This window comes from Serratia marcescens (genome assembly GCF_001902635.1).
Lineage (GTDB): Bacteria > Pseudomonadota > Gammaproteobacteria > Enterobacterales > Enterobacteriaceae > Serratia > Serratia marcescens_F.
On the sequence record NZ_MJAO01000012.1, the window covers coordinates 150515 to 170530 of the forward strand.

Annotated in this window: 19 protein-coding genes; 12 read left to right on the forward strand and 7 right to left on the reverse strand. The window is 59.2% G+C overall.

All coding sequences use genetic code 11. From position 1 onward, the window contains the following. Positions 1 to 7: 7 nt before the first annotated feature. Together folX and yfcG are read right to left on the reverse strand one after the other, a co-directional pair. Positions 8 to 379, reverse strand: a complete 372-nt coding sequence (folX, locus tag BHU62_RS14005) for a dihydroneopterin triphosphate 2'-epimerase (protein WP_025303682.1) — start codon at positions 377 to 379, stop codon at positions 8 to 10. Between the two features lie 112 nt (positions 380 to 491). After that, positions 492 to 1121 (reverse strand): GSH-dependent disulfide bond oxidoreductase, encoded by a 630-nt coding sequence (gene yfcG, locus BHU62_RS14010; protein ID WP_038876430.1) that lies wholly within the window; start codon positions 1119 to 1121, stop codon positions 492 to 494. A gap of 233 nt (positions 1122 to 1354) precedes the next feature. Between yfcG and yfcE the strand changes: the two genes are divergently transcribed. Beyond that, positions 1355 to 1906 carry a phosphodiesterase gene (gene yfcE / locus BHU62_RS14015; protein ID WP_073532554.1) on the forward strand — a complete coding sequence of 184 codons (552 nt, stop codon included), beginning with the start codon at positions 1355 to 1357 and terminating at the stop codon, positions 1904 to 1906. Positions 1907 to 2005: 99 nt separating this feature from the next. Then, positions 2006 to 2551, forward strand: a complete 546-nt coding sequence (yfcD, locus tag BHU62_RS14020) for an NUDIX hydrolase YfcD (protein ID WP_004936086.1) — start codon at positions 2006 to 2008, stop codon at positions 2549 to 2551. A gap of 54 nt (positions 2552 to 2605) precedes the next feature. On the opposite strand, the gene BHU62_RS14025 is transcribed toward yfcD, so the two are convergent. Next, positions 2606 to 3625: a LacI family DNA-binding transcriptional regulator gene (locus BHU62_RS14025; protein WP_049200170.1), complete on the reverse strand. Its 1020-nt coding sequence runs from the start codon at positions 3623 to 3625 to the stop codon at positions 2606 to 2608. Positions 3626 to 3935: 310 nt separating this feature from the next. On the opposite strand from BHU62_RS14025, the gene BHU62_RS14030 reads away from it, so the two are divergent. The 5 genes from BHU62_RS14030 (at position 3936) to BHU62_RS14050 (ending at position 7973) form a co-directional block, all read left to right on the forward strand. Beyond that, the gene (locus BHU62_RS14030; protein WP_073532555.1) at positions 3936 to 4379 is read left to right on the forward strand and encodes a PTS sugar transporter subunit IIA; all 444 of its coding nucleotides are present in this window, start codon (positions 3936 to 3938) and stop codon (positions 4377 to 4379) included. 92 nt (positions 4380 to 4471) lie between these two features. Continuing rightward, positions 4472 to 4753 carry a PTS sugar transporter subunit IIB gene (locus tag BHU62_RS14035; RefSeq protein ID WP_015378585.1) on the forward strand — a complete coding sequence of 94 codons (282 nt, stop codon included), beginning with the start codon at positions 4472 to 4474 and terminating at the stop codon, positions 4751 to 4753. A 23-nt stretch (positions 4754 to 4776) separates the two neighbouring features. Next, positions 4777 to 6156: a PTS ascorbate transporter subunit IIC gene (locus BHU62_RS14040; protein ID WP_073532556.1), complete on the forward strand. Its 1380-nt coding sequence runs from the start codon at positions 4777 to 4779 to the stop codon at positions 6154 to 6156. Positions 6157 to 6169: 13 nt separating this feature from the next. After that, positions 6170 to 7021: a transketolase gene (locus BHU62_RS14045; protein WP_073532557.1), complete on the forward strand. Its 852-nt coding sequence runs from the start codon at positions 6170 to 6172 to the stop codon at positions 7019 to 7021. Continuing rightward, complete coding sequence (locus BHU62_RS14050) at positions 7014 to 7973, forward strand: transketolase family protein (RefSeq protein WP_073532558.1); 960 nt, start codon at positions 7014 to 7016, stop codon at positions 7971 to 7973. Before BHU62_RS14045 ends, BHU62_RS14050 begins: the two co-directional genes overlap by 8 nt. Positions 7974 to 8730: 757 nt before the next feature. Here BHU62_RS14050 and pta read toward each other — a convergent pair. Both pta and ackA read right to left on the reverse strand, forming a co-directional pair. Continuing rightward, positions 8731 to 10890 carry a phosphate acetyltransferase gene (gene pta, locus BHU62_RS14055; protein WP_073532559.1) on the reverse strand — a complete coding sequence of 720 codons (2160 nt, stop codon included), beginning with the start codon at positions 10888 to 10890 and terminating at the stop codon, positions 8731 to 8733. Between the two features lie 74 nt (positions 10891 to 10964). Continuing rightward, entirely contained in the window at positions 10965 to 12167 is a 1203-nt protein-coding gene (gene ackA / locus BHU62_RS14060; protein ID WP_073532560.1) for an acetate kinase, read from the reverse strand. A gap of 359 nt (positions 12168 to 12526) precedes the next feature. On the opposite strand from ackA, the gene yfbV reads away from it, so the two are divergent. The 4 genes from yfbV to BHU62_RS14080 all read left to right on the forward strand — a co-directional run bounded on the left by yfbV (position 12527) and on the right by BHU62_RS14080 (position 16223). Next, positions 12527 to 12982 carry a terminus macrodomain insulation protein YfbV gene (gene yfbV, locus BHU62_RS14065; protein ID WP_004936061.1) on the forward strand — a complete coding sequence of 152 codons (456 nt, stop codon included), beginning with the start codon at positions 12527 to 12529 and terminating at the stop codon, positions 12980 to 12982. Between the two features lie 142 nt (positions 12983 to 13124). Further along, positions 13125 to 13619 carry a YfbU family protein gene (locus BHU62_RS14070; protein ID WP_016926898.1) on the forward strand — a complete coding sequence of 165 codons (495 nt, stop codon included), beginning with the start codon at positions 13125 to 13127 and terminating at the stop codon, positions 13617 to 13619. A 17-nt stretch (positions 13620 to 13636) separates the two neighbouring features. Further along, a complete protein-coding gene (locus BHU62_RS14075; protein ID WP_073532561.1) occupies positions 13637 to 14293 on the forward strand; it encodes a sugar phosphatase in 657 nt (218 codons plus the stop codon). 97 nt (positions 14294 to 14390) lie between these two features. Then, positions 14391 to 16223 carry an SLC13 family permease gene (locus BHU62_RS14080; RefSeq protein ID WP_078062069.1) on the forward strand — a complete coding sequence of 611 codons (1833 nt, stop codon included), beginning with the start codon at positions 14391 to 14393 and terminating at the stop codon, positions 16221 to 16223. 27 nt (positions 16224 to 16250) lie between these two features. On the opposite strand, the gene yfbR is transcribed toward BHU62_RS14080, so the two are convergent. Together yfbR and BHU62_RS14090 are read right to left on the reverse strand one after the other, a co-directional pair. Next, a complete protein-coding gene (yfbR, locus tag BHU62_RS14085; protein WP_073532563.1) occupies positions 16251 to 16850 on the reverse strand; it encodes a 5'-deoxynucleotidase in 600 nt (199 codons plus the stop codon). A 108-nt stretch (positions 16851 to 16958) separates the two neighbouring features. After that, positions 16959 to 18173: a pyridoxal phosphate-dependent aminotransferase gene (locus tag BHU62_RS14090; RefSeq protein ID WP_073532564.1), complete on the reverse strand. Its 1215-nt coding sequence runs from the start codon at positions 18171 to 18173 to the stop codon at positions 16959 to 16961. Positions 18174 to 19032: 859 nt separating this feature from the next. Between BHU62_RS14090 and lrhA the strand changes: the two genes are divergently transcribed. Beyond that, positions 19033 to 19977 carry a transcriptional regulator LrhA gene (gene lrhA, locus BHU62_RS14095; RefSeq protein WP_073532565.1) on the forward strand — a complete coding sequence of 315 codons (945 nt, stop codon included), beginning with the start codon at positions 19033 to 19035 and terminating at the stop codon, positions 19975 to 19977. Positions 19978 to 20016 lie beyond the last annotated feature (39 nt).

A 20016-nucleotide genomic window follows, 5' to 3' on the forward strand; every position in this document is an offset into this window, starting at 1 on the left:
CCCTGGGTTAGTCCCGGCGGTAGCTCATGGTCATGGAAACCGAATCGGCGTAGCGCAGGGCCAGAAGTTTATCTATCTCTACTTCAGCATAGGTTACCCAGGCGTGTTCTTTTACGATATCGAGCACATCCTGCGTTAATTTTTCCAGCAGCGCGAAACGGTTATCTTCCACATGGCGGATGATCGCTTTGGTGATGGTGCGGTAGTTGAGCGCATCGGCGATGTCTTCACTGTTGCGCGCCTTGTCCGCCGGGTAGTGGATCACCACGTTGATCAGGACGTCCTGTCGGTTGTTGATTTCTTCTTCCTTGATACCGATGAACGTGCGCAACCGCAGATTTTTGATGCGAATAACGGCGTCGGGTTGACTGAAAGACATCAGAGATTCTCCATAGGTCTGATTATTGGCGTTCAGAATACACGGAAAGTAGGGAAATGATAACGCGGGGACGATGCGACTCCCCGGCCGGCGGGGAGTCGGAGGAGCGAGCTTAGCCCTGTTCGGCCAGCTTGTAGGCGCGCTCGGTCGCCGGGCGGTTGCTGATGCGCTCGAACCAGTTGCGTACCGCCGGGTAATCCGCCAGATCGATGCGCTGGCGCGGATGCGACACCACCCACGGGTAGGTGGCGATATCGGCGATGCTGTAGTTGTCGCCGCCCAGGTACGGGTGTTTTTGCAGTTCGGCTTCCAGCACGCCGTACAGCCGCTTGGTCTCCAGCTGGTAGCGCTCGATGGCGTAAGGCACCGGCTGCGGCGCGTAGTGGTTGAAGTGGTGATTCTGCCCGAGCATCGGCCCGAACCCGGCCACCTGCCAGAATAGCCACTGCAGGGTGGCGGCGCGTTCGCGTAGGCCCTTACTCAGCAGCTTGCCGGTTTTCTCCGCCAGATACAGCAGGATTTCCCCGGACTCGAACAGGCTGATTGGCGCGCCGCCGTCCACCGGTTGCTGATCGACGATCGCCGGGATTTTGTTGTTGGGAGAAATGCTCAGAAAGTCCGGTTTGAACTGCTCGCCGGCGCTGATGTTTACGCGATGGATACGGTAGGGTAAGCCGACCTCTTCCAAAAACAAGGTGATCTTGTGACCATTGGGAGTAGGCGCGTAATACAGGTCAATCATGTTGCCTCCTGCGGTAAGGTGATCTGTAATTCATTACACGTTGCTGCGGTCTTCGCCGCGCACAAAGGTATATCAGAGATCCAACAATAGCAGCTAAGGATAGCAGGCTATGTGGGATTCGTCCGATGCTATCTGCGCGGTTGGATCACAATTCTCCACCGGGGTGGGCGGCGGTTTGCCGCACGGCGGCGGCGCGGTAAAATGGCGCTTATTTCCCTGTAAAGGATAAGGTTATGAAACTGATGTTCGCCTCGGATATCCACGGATCGCTGCCGGCCGCCGAACGCGTGCTGGGATTGTTTGAACAAAACGGCGCCGACTGGTTGATTCTTCTGGGTGATTTGCTGAATCACGGCCCGCGCAACGCGCTGCCGGTCGGCTATCAGCCCGCTCAGGTTGCCGAACGATTGAATCGCTATAGCGACAAGATCATCGCCGTTCGCGGCAATTGCGACAGCGAGGTCGATCAGATGCTGCTGACGTTTCCCATCGAGGCGTCCTGGCAACAGGTTTTACTGCAAAAAAGACGATTGTTTTTGACCCACGGTCACCTTTATCATCCCTCGGCACTGCCGCCGTTATCCCGCGGAGACGTCTTGGCCTACGGCCATACGCATCTGCCGCAGGCGGAGCGGCAGGGTGAGATCTATTGCTTCAATCCGGGCTCGGTCAGTATCCCGAAAGGGGGCTTTCCGGCCAGCTACGGCATGTTGGATCGGGGCACTTTGAGCGTGCTGACGCTCGACGACGGCAAGGTCGTCGCGGAGGTGGCGTTAACACGCTAAACGCACTAATTTATACACACACAATAAAAATCTTTGAAAAACACTCATTGATTAACCAGCGCGCGGGATGCATCGCGCCAAAATAGAAGGTTTTAGAGGATGGCGGAACAGGGTCAGGCTGCAGATACCGAATGGGTTGATATCGTCGACGAGCAAAACGAGGTGATTGCTCAATCCAGTCGTCAACAGATGCGGGCGGAGCGGCTGCGCCATCGTGCTACCTATATTGTGGTGCATGATGGGATGGGAAAAATTCTGGTGCAGCGTCGCACCGAGATCAAAGACTTCTACCCGGGCTGGCTGGACGCGACGGCGGGTGGCGTAGTGCAAAGCGGTGAAAATGTGCTGGATTCGGCGCGCCGCGAAGCGGAAGAAGAGCTGGGTATCGCCGGCGTGCCTTTCGCCGAGCACGGCCTGTTCTACTTCGAAGAAGAGCAGTGCCGGGTGTGGGGGGCGCTGTTCAGCTGTGTGTCGCACGGGCCGTTCGCGCTGCAGGAAGAAGAAGTGGCTGAGGTGTGCTGGCTGACGCCGGAAGAGATCACCGCGCGCTGCGACGAGTTTACCCCGGATTCGCTGAAGGCGCTGTCACTGTGGCTGACACGCAACAACGAACAGGATTACGGTAAGCCGCTCGACAACCACTGATACGCCAACGCGCGAGAAAGCCGGTCATCGACCGGCTTTTTTTATGGCGCGAATTCAGCAGCTGTCGCGACGGCACAGCGTGGCGGGCAGGGAGCCTGCCGGCTGCCAGGGTTGATCGTTCAGCCGCGCCAGCAGCGCCTGGCCGGCCTGAATGCCGATGTCGCGATGCGGGATGGTCATGGTGGTCAGCGGCGGCTGGCAGACCCGGCTGAACTCGCTGTTGCCGAAACCCACTACCGCCAGATTGTCCGGCACCTTGATGCGCCGCCGCTGGCACTCATACAGCGCACCGCCCGCCAGTTCGTCCGAGGCGCACACCAGTGCGTCCAGCTCCGGCCAGGCGAGCAAAAATTCCGGCAGCTGCTGCGCGCCGGTGCTGAAACTGGCGGGCTGCGCGGCGTTGATCACCCGATGCGGCGACATATGGTTGCGCAGCAACGCCTTGTGCCAGCCCTGCAGGTGCTGTTGGAAAATCCACTGTTCCTGATTGGCGCACAGCAGCCCGATGTTCTGATAGCCGCTGGCGATCACCGTTTGCGTCAGCTGATACATGGCCGCCACGTAGTCGATGCCGATGCTCATGTCGATCGGATCGGCACGCACGGCGCCGATTTCCACCACCGGAATGTTGGCGGCGATCAGCGCGTTGCGGGCATTTTGCGAATGCTCGACGCTGAGCAGCACCGCCGCCGCCAGGTTGTAAGAGAGCAGGGTCTCCAGCAATTTCTCTTCGCGTTCGAGGTGATGCTGCGACTCCGCCAGCATGATGTGATAACCGGCCGGCTGCAGCACTTTCTGCAGGCCGGCGAACATCTCGGCGCAGCCGGATTCGGACAGGCTGGGCACCACCATGGCGATGGTGTAGGACGAGGCCGACGCCAGCGAACTGGCGGCCAGATTGGGCAAGTAGCCCAGTTCGCTCACCGCCGCTTCGATCTTCTCGCGCAGTTTGTCTGAAACTTGCTCCGGCGTGCGCAGCGCGCGCGACACCGTCATGGTGCCGACGCCCGCCAACTGCGCAACGTCAGCCAACGTCACCCTGCCTGTGCTGCGTCGTTTTTTACCGATCGACATGCCTAATCCCGACTGAAATGCGCGCGCGGCGCATAAAAATTGTGAGGCTGGGAAGCCGACGGCGCGGCTTCGACGATCCCCGTATGCGGCACATTCTACCCCGTTACCCGAAAGAGCGAGAAAAAATTGTGGTCAACGCCATGCCGCGGCGCGGCGTTTTGATAGCGCTATCACAGATCTGCATGATAGCGTTTTGGTAGCGCTATCTTTGTGATATCCATCACTGTGTGGCCGGGAGGGGTTGATTAAAGTTTTACCGTCTCCGGTGAATTAATCACCGGCCGCAATCATCGACTCTCGGGAGGATAACGTGCTGAAAGCGTGGCTGACCGCCGATCATATACAGCTGTGCGAACGGGTGGAGGACTGGCGCCAGGCGGTAACGCTGAGCGCCCAGCCGCTGTTGCAAGACGGCGTAATTACGCCGAATTACCTGACGGCTATCTTTCATCAGCAGGAGAAGCTCGGCCCTTACTTCGTCCTGGCGCCGGGTATCGCCATGCCACATGCCAGGCCGGAGGAGGGGGCCAACGCGCTGGGGCTGTCGCTGTTGAAGATCCATCAGGGGGTGAACTTTCATTCAGCGGATAACGATCCGGTTCAGGTGGTGGTGATGCTGTCCGCGCCCGACGGTGACAGCCACATCGAATTGATTTCGCAACTGGCGGAATTATTTTCAGACAATCAGGCGATGGAGGCGTTATTTCACGCCAAAGATAAACGACACATTGAGGATATTATCGCCCGCTATTAACGCTTAATCACCAGGAACACTATTAATGCTAACAACGCCGGGAATATGACCGGCGGCGCTACCCTACACGCTAAATTCAACAGGTGGATATCATGAAAATCATGGCGATTTGCGGTTCCGGTCTCGGCAGCAGTTTTATGGTGGAAATGAACATTAAAAAGGTGCTGAAAAAGATGGGCGTGGAGGCCGAGGTCGAACACTCCGATCTGTCGTCCGCCACCCCCGGCGCCGCCGACGTGTTCGTGATGGCGAAAGACATCGCCGACAGCGCCAGCGTACCGGCCGAGCAGTTGGTGGTGATCAGCAATATCATCGACATCAATGAGCTGGAAGCCAAGCTGCGCGCTTACTTCGAAGCTCACTCAATCCTCTGAATAAAACGACTGGCGAGGTGGATATGTTTATCCAGGAAACGCTCAAGTTTGTGGTGGATATATTAAAGGTGCCTTCGGTACTGGTCGGGCTTATTGCGCTGATCGGTTTGCTGGCGCAAAAGAAATCGTTTTCCGACGTGGTGAAAGGCACGGTAAAAACCATTCTCGGCTTTATCGTGTTGGGCGGTGGCGCCACGGTATTGGTCGGATCGCTCAATCCGCTGGGCGGCATGTTCGAACACGCGTTTAATATTCAGGGCATTATTCCGAACAACGAAGCGATCGTCTCCATCGCGCTGGAGAAATACGGCGCCTCCACCGCGCTGATCATGGCGTTCGGCATGGTGGCGAACATCGTGGTGGCGCGCTTCACCCGGCTGAAATACATCTTCCTGACCGGCCACCACACCTTCTACATGGCCTGCATGATCGGCATCATCCTGACGGTGGCGGGCTTTGAGGGCGTGCAGCTGGTGTTTACCGGCGCGCTGACCTTGGGGCTGGTGATGGCGTTCTTCCCGGCGATCGCCCAGCGCTATATGCGCCGCATCACCGGCAACGACGATATTGCCTTCGGCCACTTCGGCACCCTGGGCTATGTGCTGTCCGGCTGGATCGGCTCGAAGGTGGGCAAAAACTCGCGTTCGACCGAGGAGATGAACCTGCCGAAAAACCTCAGCTTCCTGCGCGACAGCTCCATTTCGATCTCGATGACCATGATCGTCATCTACCTGATCCTGGCGATCTGCGCCGGGCGGGCCTATGTGGAAAGCGAGCTCAGCGGCGGCCAGAACTACCTGGTGTATTCGATCATCCAGGCCATCACCTTCGCCGCCGGGGTGTTCATCATCCTGCAGGGCGTGCGCTTGATTCTGGCGGAAATCGTGCCGGCGTTCACCGGCTTTTCGGAAAAGCTGGTGCCTAACGCGCGGCCGGCGCTGGATTGCCCGGTGGTCTATCCCTATGCCCCCAATGCGGTGCTGATCGGCTTCCTGTTCAGCTTCCTTGGCGGATTGGCCGGGCTGTTCCTGCTGGGGCAACTGAAGATGGTACTGATCCTGCCCGGCGTAGTGCCGCACTTCTTCACCGGCGCCACCGCCGGGGTATTCGGTAACGCCACCGGCGGGCGGCGCGGCGCGATGCTGGGTGCTTTCGCCAACGGGTTGCTGATCACTTTCCTGCCGGTGTTGCTGTTGCCGGTGCTGGGGGCGCTCGGCTTCGCCAATACCACCTTCTCCGATGCCGACTTCGGCGTAGTCGGCATCCTGCTGGGCAATATGGCGCGCTTTATGTCGAAGGAGATGATCATGTTGGCGATCGTCGCCGTGTTCGCGCTGCTGGTGGCGCATAACTTCCTGGGAAAACGCAAAGGCGTACCGGCCGCTGACCGCGTCGAGAAATAACGAGGGCAGACTGATGAACTACATAACGAGCGAAACGGAAATTGAAGAGCTGCACGCCCTGGCGCGCGCGATCCGCCTGGAAACGCTGAAAGCGCTGACCGGGCTGGGCTTCGGCCACTACGGCGGCTGCATGTCGGTGGTGGAGACGCTGGCGGTGCTGTACGGCAGCGTGATGCGCATCGATCCGGCGGATCCGGACTGGCCGGAGCGCGATGACTTCGTGCTGTCGAAAGGGCACGCCGGCCCGGCGCTGTACAGTACGCTGGCGATCAAAGGCTACTTCCCGCTGGCGGAGCTGAAGACCCTCAACCAGAACGGCACGCGTCTACCGAGCCATCCGGATCGGCTGCGCACGCGCGGGGTGGACGCCACCACCGGCTCGCTGGGGCAGGGCGTGTCGATCGCCGCCGGCATGGCGTTGTCCCATCGGCTGGCGGGGCGCCGCAATCGGGTATTCAGCATCCTCGGTGACGGCGAACTGAACGAAGGGCAGTGCTGGGAGGCGTTCCAGTTCATTGCCCATCACAACCTGAACAACCTGACGCTGTTTATCGATTACAACAAGCAGCAGCTGGACGGTGCGCTGGACGAGGTGATTCAACCGTTCGATCTGGCCGCCAAGTTCCGCGCCTTCGGTTTTGAGGTACAGACCATCAAGGGCGACGACATCGCAGCGCTGCTGGCGGCGGTGGCACCGGTGCGCAGCGGCGAGCAGCGGCCGCTGGCGATCGTGCTCGACAGCATCAAGGGGCAAGGCGTGACCTATCTGGAAAACCTGTCGAATTCTCACCACCTGCGCCTGACGCCGGACGTGCAGCAGGAGATCGAAAAAGCCATCGCCGAACTGGAGGCCGCCCATGTTTAACGTAGTGACGCAGTTGGAAAACGACGCCATCGAAATGCGCAAAGTCTATGCCGGCGCGGTGCGTCGGCAGATTGAAGCGGGCGCACCGATCATCGCACTGGAGGCGGATCTGATGAGCTCGATGGCGATGGACGGCGTGCACAAGGATCACCCGCAGCACGTGATCAACTGCGGCATAATGGAGGCCAACGTGATCGGCGTTGCCGCCGGGCTGTCGCTCACCGGCCGGGTGCCTTTCGTGCATACCTTTACCGCCTTCGCCAGCCGCCGCTGCTTCGATCAGCTGTTCATGTCGCTGGATTACCAGCGCAATAACGTCAAGGTGATTGCCTCCGACGCCGGGGTGAGCGCCTGCCACAACGGCGGCACCCACATGTCGTTCGAGGACATGGGCATCGTGCGCGGGCTGGCGCATTCGGTGGTACTGGAAGTGACCGACGCCACCATGTTCGCCGACATTCTGCGCCAGCTGATGGATCTGCGCGGCTTCTACTGGGTGCGCACCATTCGCAAGCAGGCGACGCGCATCTATCAGGAGGGCTCGCACTTTACCATCGGCAAGGGCAACCTGCTGCGCGACGGCGACGACATCACGCTGATCGCCAACGGCATCATGGTGGCAGAGGCGCTGAAGGCGGCGCAGATGCTGGCGCAACAGGGCGTCAGCGCGGCGGTGATCGATATGTTTACCCTCAAGCCGATCGACCGTGAACTCATCAAAACCTACGCGGCCAAGACCGGGCGCATCGTCACCTGTGAAAACCACAGTATTCATAACGGGCTGGGATCGGCGGTGGCGGAGGTGCTGGCGGAAGAGTGCCCGGCACCGATGCGGCGCGTGGGGGTGAAGGAGCGTTACGGCCAGGTGGGCACCCAGGCATTTCTACAGCAAGAGTACGGCCTGACCGCCGAGCATATTCTGGAGGCCGCCGGGCAGTTGCTGGCGCGTTAGAGGGAGTAAAAAGAAAAACGCCGGTCAATGACCTAATGCTGGTCACTTAGCCTTTTTCTGCAGATGCTCGTGACGTTTTCGGTCGATAAAGGCGAGGTGCGCCATGCGGCTTACGCGCCTCGACCGAGCCAGGGGCCGTAGGCGCGGCCCCTGGCGACCCGCGCCTTTGCCCTATCAGACGGTTGGCTGCGCCAACGGCTCTCACTTCATCGCGCCGCATCACGGCCGGCTACGACAGGCGTCCCTGCCTGTCTCGCCTGAAACCGCCGTCCCTGACGGTTTCGCCTATGCGTCGCGCCTGCGTTCGACGTCTTCAAGGGCGCCCAACACCCTGCTTATCCCACTCTTTTCACTGTCTTTCAGAATGAATAGCCCGGTGGCGGCCGATTCTGGTGTTGCCCCTGGCGCGCATCACTGGCTGCCGAGCAAGACGGCGCTGTCAGGGGCAACCGGCCAGGGAAGGCCGGTTGAGGCGAGACTAACAGGGACGTTTGTCGTAGCCGACCCGCCCGACAGCGCAGGCGCGGCGAGGGTACCCGCATCGCGGGCAGACAGTGTTAAGCGAAGGCGCGGGTGTAGGGGCCGCGCCTTCGGCCCCTACAATTGCCGTTCACTACGGCATCAGAGAAATGCGGGATATTGACGGCAATTCCTCTTGCACGGCGCGTACAGAGATGGGATAAAAAATGCCAGTCAGGTTTAACTGACTGGCATTAGGTCAATGACCGGCGTTTTTTATCACCTAACCCGAAGGGGATCAGGCCTTGGCGGCGGCAGCGTCAGCCTGGGAAGACTGGATCGCCGTCAGCGCGACGGTGTAGACGATATCGTCAACCAGTGCGCCGCGCGACAGGTCGTTCACCGGCTTGCGCATGCCTTGCAGCATCGGCCCGATGGAGACCAGGTCAGCGGAACGCTGTACCGCTTTGTAGGTGGTGTTGCCGGTGTTCAGATCCGGGAAGATAAACACGGTCGCCTGGCCGGCCACCGGTGAGTTCGGTGCCTTGGACTTGGCAACGTCGGCCATGATGGCGGCGTCGTACTGCAGCGGGCCGTCGATGATCAGATCCGGGCGTTTTTCCTGCGCCAGACGGGTCGCTTCGCGCACTTTCTCTACGTCGCTGCCCGCACCGGAGTTGCCGGTGGAGTAGGAGATCATTGCCACGCGCGGCTCGATGCCGAAGGCTGCGGCGGAATCTGCAGACTGGATGGCGATTTCAGACAGCTGCTCGGCGGTTGGATCCGGGTTGATCGCGCAGTCGCCGTAGACCAGCACTTGGTCAGGCAGCAGCATGAAGAACACGGAGGACACCAGCGAGCTGCCCGGTGCGGTTTTGATCAGCTGCAACGGCGGACGGATGGTGTTGGCGGTGGTGTGAACCGCGCCGGAGACCAGACCGTCGACTTCGCCTTGTTCCAGCATCAGGGTGCCGAGCACCACGTTGTCTTCCAGCTGCTCGCGCGCGACCACTTCGGTCATGCCCTTGCTCTTACGCAGCTCAACCAGACGCGGCACGTAGTTTTCACGCACGGCGACCGGATCGACGATTTCAATGCCTTTGCCCAGCTCAACGCCTTGCGCCGCAGCGACGCGCTGGATCTCGTCCGGGTTGCCGAGCAGCACGCATTCCGCGATGCCGCGTTCGGCGCAGATGGCCGCCGCTTTCACGGTGCGCGGCTCGTCGCCTTCCGGCAGCACGATGCGTTTGCCGGCTTTACGCGCCAGTTCGGTCAGCTCGTAACGGAACGCCGGTGGAGACAGACGGCGTGAACGCTCGGAGGTGGCGGTCAGCGAGTCGATCCACTCGGTGTTGATGTGGCTGGCCACGTAGTTCTGCACTTTCTCGATGCGCTGGTGGTCGTCCGCCGGCACTTCGAGGTTGAAGCTCTGCAGGCTCAGCGAGGTCTGCCAAGTGTTGGTGTCGACCATGAACACCGGCAGGCCAGTCTGGAAGGCGCGTTCGCACAGTTTCTTGATCGGCTCGTCGATGGCGTAGCCGCCGGTCAGCAGGATGGCGCCGATTTCCACGCCGTTCATCGCCGCCAGGCAGGCGGAGACCAGCACGTCAGGGCGGTCTGCGGAAGTCACCAGCAGGGAGCCTGGGCGGAAGTGTTCCAGCATGTGCGGGATGCTGCGCGCACAGAAGGTCACGGACTTCACGCGGCGGGTCATGATGTCGCCTTCGTTGACCACGCGGGCCTTCAGGTGGCGAGCCATGTCGATGGCGCGGGTGGCGATCAGATCGAAGCTCCACGGCACGCAGCCCAGAACCGGCAGCGGGCTGTTGGCGAACAGCTGTGCAGGATCGACGTGGGTGATGCTGGCTTTGGTGGAGTCGTCGAAGATTTCGGACAGGTCAGGACGGGTGCGGCCCTGATCGTCGACCGGTGCGTTCAGCTTGTTGATGATCACGCCGGTGATGTTTTTGTTCTTGCTGCCGCCGAAGCTGGTGCGCGCCAGTTCGATGCGCTCTTTCAGCTGCGCCGGGGAGTCGTTGCCCAGCGCCAGCACGAAGACGATCTCGGCGTTCAGGGTTTTGGCGATCTCGTAGTTCAGCGCGTTGGCGAACTGGTGCTTGCGGGTCGGCACCAGGCCTTCGATCAGCACCACTTCCGCGTCTTTGGTGTTCTCGTGGTAGCGCGCCACGATCTCTTCCATCAGCACGTCTTGCTGGTTGGAGCTCAGCAGGCCCTCAACGTAGTCCATGCGCAGCGGTTCGGCCGCCGGGATGGTGGAGTTGCTGCGGATGATGGTGGTGGTCTGGTCGAGCGCGTTGTCGCCGGTGCGCGGTTGAGCGATAGGTTTGAACACGCTCAGACGAACGCCTTTTTGCTCCATGGAGCGGATGACACCCAGGCTGACGCTGGTCAGGCCGACGCTGGTGCCGGTGGGGATCAACATAATAGTACGTGACACAGAATAGTCCTCTTCACGATTAACATGAGGCTAAAACAACACCGTCAGCCTGGGCTGACGGTGTTTTGAGAGCATTACGCGGTCAGGCGGGATGCGTCCTGCGCGATGACCAACTCTTCGTTGGTCGGGATCACCAGCGCCAGGCGGCTGCCGTCTTTGGTGATGGCGCCGGATTTGCCGAAGCGAGCGGCCATGTTGCGGTCGTGGTCGATTTCGAAGCCCAGCAGGCCCAGCTTGTTCAGGGTCAGCTCACGCACCATGCCGGCGTTCTCGCCGATGCCGCCGGTGAAGATCACCGCGTCCAGACGGCCTTCCATCAGCGCGCTGTATGCGCCGATGTATTTGGCCAGACGGTGGCAGAACACGTCCATGGCGCGTTTGGCGTCGGCTTTGCTGTCGTAGTTGTCTTCAACGTAACGGCAGTCGCTGGTGACTTCGGTCAGGCCCAGCAGGCCGGATTCTTTGGTCAGCATCTTGTTGATCTGGTCAACGCTCATGCCCAGAGAATCGTGCAGGTGGAAGATGATAGCCGGATCGATGTCACCGCTGCGGGTGCCCATCACCAGGCCTTCCAGCGGGGTCAGACCCATGGAGGTGTCAACGCACTGGCCGTTGCGCACTGCGGTTACGGAACCGCCGTTGCCCAGGTGGCAGGTGATCACGTTTACGTCTTCCACCGGCTTGTTCAGCATCTTCGCGGCTTCCTGAGTCACGTAGAAGTGGCTGGTGCCGTGTGCGCCGTAGCGGCGAACGCCGTGGTCGCGGTACAGGCTGTACGGCAGGGCGTACAGGTAAGATTCTTCCGGCATGGTCTGGTGGAACGCGGTGTCGAACACGGCAACGTTCTTGTCGGCCAAGTTAGGGAAGGATTTCAGCGCTTCCGCGATGCCGATCAGGTGAGCCGGGTTGTGCAGCGGTGCAAACGGCACGGAATCTTTGATACCCTGCAGTACTTCGTCGTTGATCACGGCAGAAGCGGTGAACTTCTCGCCGCCGTGCACGATGCGGTGGCCGATAGCGGTCAGCTGCGCGGAAAGCTCTGGTTTTTGTGCCAGAATAGTATTAACAATGAAGTTCAGCGCTTCGCTGTGTGCCGCGCCGGCCCCCAGGGCAGCTTCGTGTTTGGCGCCGTCCATTTTCCACTTGATGCGAGCTTCAGGCAGGTGGAAACACTCGGCCAAACCGGAGAGGAATTCGTCGCCGTTAACGGCATCGATGATGGCGAATTTCAGAGAAGAACTGCCGCAGTTAAGAACCAGTACTAGCTTACTCGACATGGAAGTACCTACTTAAATAGTCGTGTTGTTAAAAGAAAATCGAAAACACGTGGTGAATTAATCGTCAATCAGACAACAAGCGTAGCGCATAGTGCCGATGACATTTATGATTAACATCATGTGAAGTGCACAAATCACAGGATGATGGAAAAACCGAAGATTTCTCTGCGGTTTAAATAATCTTGATTTTTATAGGGCTAAAAGTTGACAAAATTTGCGTCATCTTCTACCGGCCACAAGGCCGGCTTAGGATACCGATAGCCCGGCGCAAACACAAAATAAATTTAAAGCTTCAAATTTTTTAGTATTGTGTGCTGACAGCACGCTTTTAGTCTCTTTACGTGAAGTTGAGGTACGCGATGACGAGCAAACCGTCCGGTTCCGTAAGCTGGTTTCAGGTCTTCCAGCGCGGGCAGCATTATATGAAAACCTGGCCGTCAGACAAACGTCTGGCACCGGTCTTTCCGGAGAACCGCGTTGCGCGTGCCACCCGTTTCGCCATCCGTTTCATGCCGCCGTTGGCGATTTTCACGCTGACCTGGCAGATTGCGCTCGGCGGTCAGCTCGGCCCGGCTATCGCCACCGCGCTGTTCGCCTGCAGCCTGCCGATGCAGGGGCTATGGTGGCTGGGGCGCCGTTCGGTCACGCCGTTGCCGCCGACGCTGCTGCAATGGTTCCATGAGGTGCGCAACAAGCTGACGGAAGCCGGGCAGGCGGTGGCGCCGCTCGAAGGTACACCGACCTATCAGACGTTGGCCGATTTGCTCAAGCGAGCCTTCAAGCAGCTGGACAAAACTTTCCTCGACGATCTGTAAATGAAAAAAGGCCGCGTTGTGCGGCCTTTTTCGTCTAAGCGCCAATAACCCCGGTTTAAATCAAAGAACGGTCGAGTTGTGATTTCCAGCATTCTTGCGCTGTGCGATGCTCCCGCCATCACACAGAAATGAGGAAATCCTGATGGAAATGACCAACGCCCAGCGGCTGATCCTGTCGAACCAGTACAAGATGATGACCCTGCTCGATCCGGACAACGGCGATCGTTATCGCCGGTTGCAAACCATCGTCGAACGCGGCTTCGGTTTGCAAATGCGCGAGCTGGATCGCGACTTCGGCGAACTGAGCGAAGAAGTGTGCCGTACTATCATCAACGTGATGGAGATGCACCATGCGCTGCAGGTTTCCTGGGGCAACCTGAAAGAGAAGCAGGATCTGGACGAGCGCCGCCTGGCGTTTCTCGGTTTCGACGCCGCCACCGAGGCTCGTTACCTGAGCTACGTGCGTTTCCTGGTCAGCACCGAGGGGCGCTATACTCACTTCGATTCCGGCAGCCACGGCTTCAACGCACAGACCAAAATGTGGGAAAAATACCAGCGCATGCTGGCGATCTGGCTGGCCTGTCCGCGCCAGTATCACTTGAGCGCCGTTGAGATAGCGCAAATCATCAATGCTTGATTAAAAAGAGGTTTTCTGTGGAGTGTAAGGGTTTTCTGTTCGATCTTGATGGCACCCTGGTGGACTCGCTGCCGGCGGTAGAGCGCGCCTGGACGCACTGGGCCGAACGCCGCGGCGTCAATCCGCAAGCGGTGCTGGATTTCATTCACGGTAAACAGGCCATTACTTCTCTGCGCCACTTTATGCCGGGCGAAAGCGAAGCGGAAATTCAGCGCGAGTTTCAGCTGCTGGAGCAGGTGGAAGCGCAGGATACCGACGGCGTTCGCGCGCTGCCGGGCGCCATTGCCTTGCTGGATCGCCTGAACGCGCTCGGCATTCCCTGGGCGATCGTCACTTCCGGCTCGGTGCCGGTGGCCGGCGCTCGCCGCCAGGCCGGCGGTTTGCCGCAGCCGGAGGTGTTCATCACCGCCGAGCAGGTTAAACACGGTAAGCCGCAGCCCGACGCCTATCTGCTGGGTGCCGAGCGTCTGGGGCTGGCGCCGCACGAGTGCGTGGTGGTTGAAGACGCGCCGGCCGGCATTCTCTCGGGTCTGGCGGCGGGTTGCCAGGTGATCGCCGTTAACGCGCCGGCGGATGCGCCGAAGCTGGATCAGGTCGACCTGCGGCTGGATTCGCTGGAACAGATCGCCGTCGATAAAACGGCGCAGGGCGCGATCGTCCGTCGCCTGGTCTGAGCGGCATTATCTTCACTCTAATTGATTAGACCCCGCCTCGGCGGGTTTTTTTTATGCTATTTTTTAAGCCCTTGGACATTTGCCGGATGAGGCCGTTTTGAACAGCGAATTACTGTGGGTGCTGAGTTTACTGCTGATTGCCATCGTGCTGTTTACCACCAACAAGCTGCGTATGGACGTGGTGGCGCTGTTGGTGATCATCGCCTTCGTACTGAGCGGCACGCTCAGCCTGCAGGAGGCGACGGTCGGTTTCAGCGATCCCAACGTGATTTTGATCGCCGCGCTGTTCGTGATCGGCGAAGGGCTGGTGCGCACCGGCGTGGCTTATCAAGTTGGCGATTGGCTGGTGAAAGTGGCCGGCAGCAGCGAAACCAAAATGTTGATGCTGCTGATGGTGACGGTCGCCGGGTTGGGGGCGTTCATGAGTTCGACCGGCGTGGTGGCGATCTTTATCCCGGTGGTGCTCAGCGTGACGGCCAGAATGAAGATCGCACCGGGGCGGCTGATGATGCCACTCAGCTTCGCCGGGCTGATCAGCGGCATGATGACGCTGGTGGCCACGCCGCCCAACATGGTGGTCAACAGCGAATTGGTGCGTGAAGGCATCCATGGTTTCGGTTTCTTCAGCGTGACCCCCATTGGCCTGGCGGTGTTGGCGCTGGGCGTCGGTTACATGCTGATCGCCCGTCGCTGGTTGGGCAGCAGCGAAACGGGTAAAACCGGCGACCACTGGCAGCGCCGTACCTTCCGCGATCTGATCCGCGATTACAAGCTGACCGGCCGCGCGCGGCGGCTGGCGATCCGCAGCGCCTCGCCGCTGATCGGACACTCGCTGGATGAATTGCATCTGCGTGCGCGTTATGGCGCCAACGTGGTGGGTATCGAGCGCTGGAAACGCTTCCGGCGGGTGATGGTCAGTGCCTCCGGCAGCACCGAACTGCGCGAGGGCGACGTACTCTTGATCGACATGTCGGACAGCCAGGTCGATCTGCGCGAATTCTGTGGCGAGCAGAGGCTGGAGCCGATGGTGCTGCGCGGCGACTACTTCTCTGAACAGTCGCGTAACGTCGGCATGGCGGAGGTGTCGCTGATCCCGGACTCGGCACTGCTGGGCAAAAGCCTGCGCGAAGCGGCGTTCCGCAGCCGCTACGATCTGAACGTGGTCGGCATCCGCCGCCACGGCGAGACGCTGGGGGGCAAACTGGTGGATGAGCCGCTGGAGCTTGGCGATATTTTGCTGGTGATCGGCGACTGGAAGGCGATCCGTCAGCTGCAGGCCAAAACCCACGACTTTATCGTGCTCAACCTGCCGGCCGAGGTGGACGAAGTGGCGCCGGCCATCACGCAGGCGCCGCACGCGCTGTTTTGCCTGGCGTTGATGGTGGCGATGATGCTGACCGATGAAATCCCCAACCCGATCGCGGCGCTGATCGCCTGCCTGCTGATGGGCAAGTTCCGCTGTATCGATATGGAAAGCGCCTATAAATCGATCCATTGGCCGAGCATCATTTTGATCGTCGGTATGATGCCGTTCGCCCAGGCGCTGCAAAAGACCGGCGGGGTCGATTTGATCGTCAGCGGGTTGATGGATGTCGCCGGCGGCGCGGGGCCGCGCGTGATGCTGTTGTGCCTGTTCGTGCTGTGCGCCGCCATCGGGCTGTTTATTTCCAACACCGCGACGGCGGTGCTGATGGCGCCGATCGCCATCGCCGCCGCGCGCGAAATGGGCGTCTCGCCATACCCGTTCGCGATGATTATCGCCATCGCCGCGTCCGCCGCCTTTATGACGCCGGTCTCTTCACCGGTCAACACGCTGGTGCTGGGGCCGGGCAATTACAAGTTCGGCGATTTCGTGCGTCTCGGCGTGCCGTTCACCCTGTTGGTGATGGTAGTCAGCGTGATCGTGGTGCCGTGGCTCTACGGTTTTTAACGGCGCAGCCAGGCTGCGCCGGCGGGGTTACAGCGAGCTGTCGAGGCTGATTTCGTCCAGCGACAGGCTGAAGCTGGGAACGAACACGTCCATGAAGTAGTCCATTTCCGGGCTGCGGCGCTGTTCCAGGGTTTTATCCAGCCGCGCCTTGGCCAGGGTGAACTCGTGGTTACCGGCGGACAGCTCCTCCAGGCATTTCAGGTAGGCGCACAGCGCGTCCGCCTGCTTCACCACCCATTTTTCGTCTTCGCTGTAGTAGTGCTCGTCGAGGATGGTGCGGAAATCGTTGCGCAGCTCCGCGGGGATCATATCCAGCAGCTTTTGCTGGGCGATCTTTTCGATCTTTTTGTACTCGTGGGCGATCTGCGGGTTGTAGTACTTGATCGGCGTCGGCATGTCGCCGGTGATCACTTCGCTGGCGTCGTGGTACATCGCCAGCAGCGCAACGCGGTCGGCGTTGAGGTTGCCGTTGAATTTGCGGTTCTTGATCACCGCCAGCGCATGGGCGACAAAGGCCACCTGCAGGCTGTGTTCGGAAACGTTCTCGGTACGCACGTTGCGCATCAGCGGCCAGCGGTTGATCAGTTTCAGGCGGGACAGATGGGCGAAGAAATGGCTCTGGCTCATGGTGCTCTCTTTAACGGCAAGTGAGGGCCCCATTGTGAAGCAGTGACGGCGAATTTTGCAACCGGGCTGTGAGGGAAGGGCGCAGCAAGGCGCTGCGCCCCAGGGCGATTACTGGTGGTAGCCTTCCAGGAAGCGGCCCAGCTTGCCGACCGCCATTTCCAGCTCGTCCACGCGCGGCAGGGTGACGATGCGCACGTGATCCGGGTACGGCCAGTTGAACGCGGTGCCCTGCACCAACAGCACTTTTTCCTGCAGCAGCAGATCCAACACCAGCTTCTGGTCGTCGCGGATGTTGAAGCGTTTGGCGTCGATGCGCGGGAACATATACAGCGCGCCCTGCGGCTTCACGCAAGAGACGCCCGGGATGTCGTTGAGCAGTTCCCAGGTGCGGTTACGCTGCTCATATAAACGGCCGCCGGGCTGAATGAACTCGCTGATGCTCTGATAGCCGCCCAGCGCGGTCTGAATGGCGTGTTGCATCGGCACGTTGGCGCACAGGCGCATCGAAGCCAGCATTTCCAGCCCTTCGATATAGCCTTTGGCGTGCTTTTTCGGCCCGTTGAGCACCATCCAGCCCTGGCGGAAGCCCGCCACGCGGTAGGTCTTCGACAGGCCGTTGAAGGTCACGGTCAGCAGATCCGGCGCCAGCGCGGCGATCGAGTGGTGCTCGGCTTCGTCATACAGGATCTTGTCGTAGATCTCGTCGGCGAAGATGATCAGGTTGTGTTGACGGGCGATCTCGACGATCTGTTCCAGCAGCGCTTTGCTGTAAACCGCGCCGGTCGGGTTGTTCGGGTTGATGATCACGATGCCGCGGGTGCGCGGGGTGATCTTGCTGATGATGTCGTCCAGATCCGGGAACCAGCCGGCCTGCTCGTCGCACAGGTAATGCACGGCCTTGCCGCCGGACAGCGACACTGCGGCAGTCCACAGCGGGTAGTCCGGCGCCGGCACCAGCATTTCGTCGCCGCTGTTGAGCAGCGCCTGCATGGATTGAACGATCAGCTCCGAGACGCCGTTGCCAATGTAGATATCCTCAACGGTCACGTCACGCATGTTGCGCGCCTGATAGTGCTGCATGATCGCTTTACGCGCCGAGAAGAGGCCTTTGGAGTCGGAGTAGCCTTGCGCCGTGGGCAGATTGCGGATCACGTCGACCAGGATTTCGTCCGGGGCGTCGAAACCGAACGGGGCAGGGTTGCCGATGTTCAGTTTCAGGACTTTGTTGCCTTCTTCTTCAAGACGTTTAGCTTCTTTAAGCACCGGGCCGCGAATGTCATAGCAGACGTTGTCCAGTTTGCTGGATTTCTCAATGGGGGACATAAAAAGTTGAGCCTTTTGCTGGGATAGGGGCGCTCCTACCGTGGGACGCCGCAACCCGCCCAATGTACTCCTGGCGTAGTTGCTTTTGAAGGGTTTTGCACGCCTTTGGTGCAAATGCATGTCGTAACGAGGGATTTTAGTTATGATAAGCAAAGGTAAAGTGAGTTTGTGGTTCATAATGTCATGAACTATAATTTTACTAGGGTTTTATTCTGATAAATTGAGGGTTAAGACCGGGTGCTGGCTGGCGATCGCGGCAGACGGCAGGGGGACTGATAAGCGGCAAGGGAGGATTGGCTGCAATAAACTGTAAAGGAATGATAATACCGGAGTTGTCTGATAGCGAGTTATCGCGTGACGCACCACACTAAGAAAAACGCCATATTTACATTAGCTTTGCTTTATATTTTATCTTAAGCAATGTTTAAGTGGTTATAGGATTATTATTTAGAGTGAAAATCTTACTAATTGAATTTATTAAATTCATTGAGTAGGGATACGAAATCCGCGCCGTGAAGTATTTATATTTTTTGCGCGGTAACGCCGCTGAAGCCCCCAGTTGATAAGGGTTCTCAGTAGCACGAATGGAGTGGAAATCAGGCTGCATGAATGAGTAAAATCTCAGGTTCGGTGGGAATTAACCCTTGCCACCGGTATTTAATCCCCCGCGTTCTATAAGCACTATCGATAGATCGCATTTTAAAAAGCGATAGAGGTAACGAAACATAAGTAATTTTTTTGCCCTCCACTTATGAGTGGGGTACTGTCATAACAGGCGTCGCCCTTTTTCAACGGCGTCTGAGAAACACACCAGGGTAGTAGTTCGTAAATTAGAATTTAAAAAAGTGAAGAATACACTATGACAACTGCAAATCGTCCGATACTTAATCTCGACCTCGATCTGCTAAGAACCTTTGTTGCTGTTGCTGATTTGAATACCTTTGCGGCGGCGGCCGTTGCCGTTTGCCGTACTCAATCAGCCGTCAGCCAACAAATGCAGCGATTAGAGCAACTGGTCGGCAAAGAACTGTTTGCCCGCCATGGGCGCAACAAACTCCTGACTGAGCATGGTATTCAGCTTCTCGGTTATGCCAGGAAGATCCTGCGCTTTAACGATGAAGCCTGTACCTCGCTGATGTACAACAATATTAAAGGTGTTCTGACCATCGGCGCTTCCGACGACACCGCCGATACCATCCTGCCTTTCCTGTTGAACCGCGTGACCGCCATCTACCCCAAACTGGCCATTGACGTGCGCGTGAAGCGCAGCGCGGCGATGGTTGATCTGCTGGAAGAGGGCGAGATCGATCTGGCGGTCACCACGGCCGATCCCGCCGGGCATCCGCACATCGTGCTGCGCACTTCGCCGACGCTGTGGTACTGCGCCGCCGATTACCACTACCAGGCCGGCGAGCCGATCCCGTTGGTGGTGATGGACGAGCCCAGCCCGTTCCGCGCGCTGGCGATCAAACAGCTGGATGAGGCGGGCATTCCGTGGCGCATCGCCTACGTCGCTTCCACGTTGTCAGCGGTACGGGCGGCCTGCAAGGCCGGCCTGGGCGTGACCGCGCGACCGATCGAGATGATGAGCCCAGACCTGCGGGTGCTGGGCGCGGCGGAAGGTTTGCCGCCGCTGCCGGATACCCAGTATGCGCTGTGCAAAAATGCCCAGTGCAGCAACGAGCTGGCGATGGCTATCTTCAGCGCGATGCAGGGCGGCAACGACGGCTATGGCTTCAACGGGCCGGAAGCTGCTCTTCAGGGCGATCAGGATGACGCGACCCTCGTGGATGAAGAAGAGTAACGCCGCGGCGTGAAATCTGATGAAAAACCTCTGCTCCGG

Excerpts from the sequence above, each read along its gene's own strand:
- folX (WP_025303682.1), bottom strand. The coding sequence starts at position 379 with ATGTCTTTCAGTCAACCCGACGCCGTTATTCGCATCAAAAATCTGCGG.
- yfcG (WP_038876430.1), bottom strand. The coding sequence starts at position 1,121 with ATGATTGACCTGTATTACGCGCCTACTCCCAATGGTCACAAGATCACC.
- yfcE (WP_073532554.1), top strand. The coding sequence starts at position 1,355 with ATGAAACTGATGTTCGCCTCGGATATCCACGGATCGCTGCCGGCCGCC.
- yfcD (WP_004936086.1), top strand. The coding sequence starts at position 2,006 with ATGGCGGAACAGGGTCAGGCTGCAGATACCGAATGGGTTGATATCGTC.
- BHU62_RS14025 (WP_049200170.1), bottom strand. The coding sequence starts at position 3,625 with ATGTCGATCGGTAAAAAACGACGCAGCACAGGCAGGGTGACGTTGGCT.
- BHU62_RS14035 (WP_015378585.1), top strand. The coding sequence starts at position 4,472 with ATGAAAATCATGGCGATTTGCGGTTCCGGTCTCGGCAGCAGTTTTATG.
- BHU62_RS14040 (WP_073532556.1), top strand. The coding sequence starts at position 4,777 with ATGTTTATCCAGGAAACGCTCAAGTTTGTGGTGGATATATTAAAGGTG.
- BHU62_RS14045 (WP_073532557.1), top strand. The coding sequence starts at position 6,170 with ATGAACTACATAACGAGCGAAACGGAAATTGAAGAGCTGCACGCCCTG.
- BHU62_RS14050 (WP_073532558.1), top strand. The coding sequence starts at position 7,014 with ATGTTTAACGTAGTGACGCAGTTGGAAAACGACGCCATCGAAATGCGC.
- ackA (WP_073532560.1), bottom strand. The coding sequence starts at position 12,167 with ATGTCGAGTAAGCTAGTACTGGTTCTTAACTGCGGCAGTTCTTCTCTG.
- yfbV (WP_004936061.1), top strand. The coding sequence starts at position 12,527 with ATGACGAGCAAACCGTCCGGTTCCGTAAGCTGGTTTCAGGTCTTCCAG.
- BHU62_RS14070 (WP_016926898.1), top strand. The coding sequence starts at position 13,125 with ATGGAAATGACCAACGCCCAGCGGCTGATCCTGTCGAACCAGTACAAG.
- yfbR (WP_073532563.1), bottom strand. The coding sequence starts at position 16,850 with ATGAGCCAGAGCCATTTCTTCGCCCATCTGTCCCGCCTGAAACTGATC.
- BHU62_RS14090 (WP_073532564.1), bottom strand. The coding sequence starts at position 18,173 with ATGTCCCCCATTGAGAAATCCAGCAAACTGGACAACGTCTGCTATGAC.
- lrhA (WP_073532565.1), top strand. The coding sequence starts at position 19,033 with ATGACAACTGCAAATCGTCCGATACTTAATCTCGACCTCGATCTGCTA.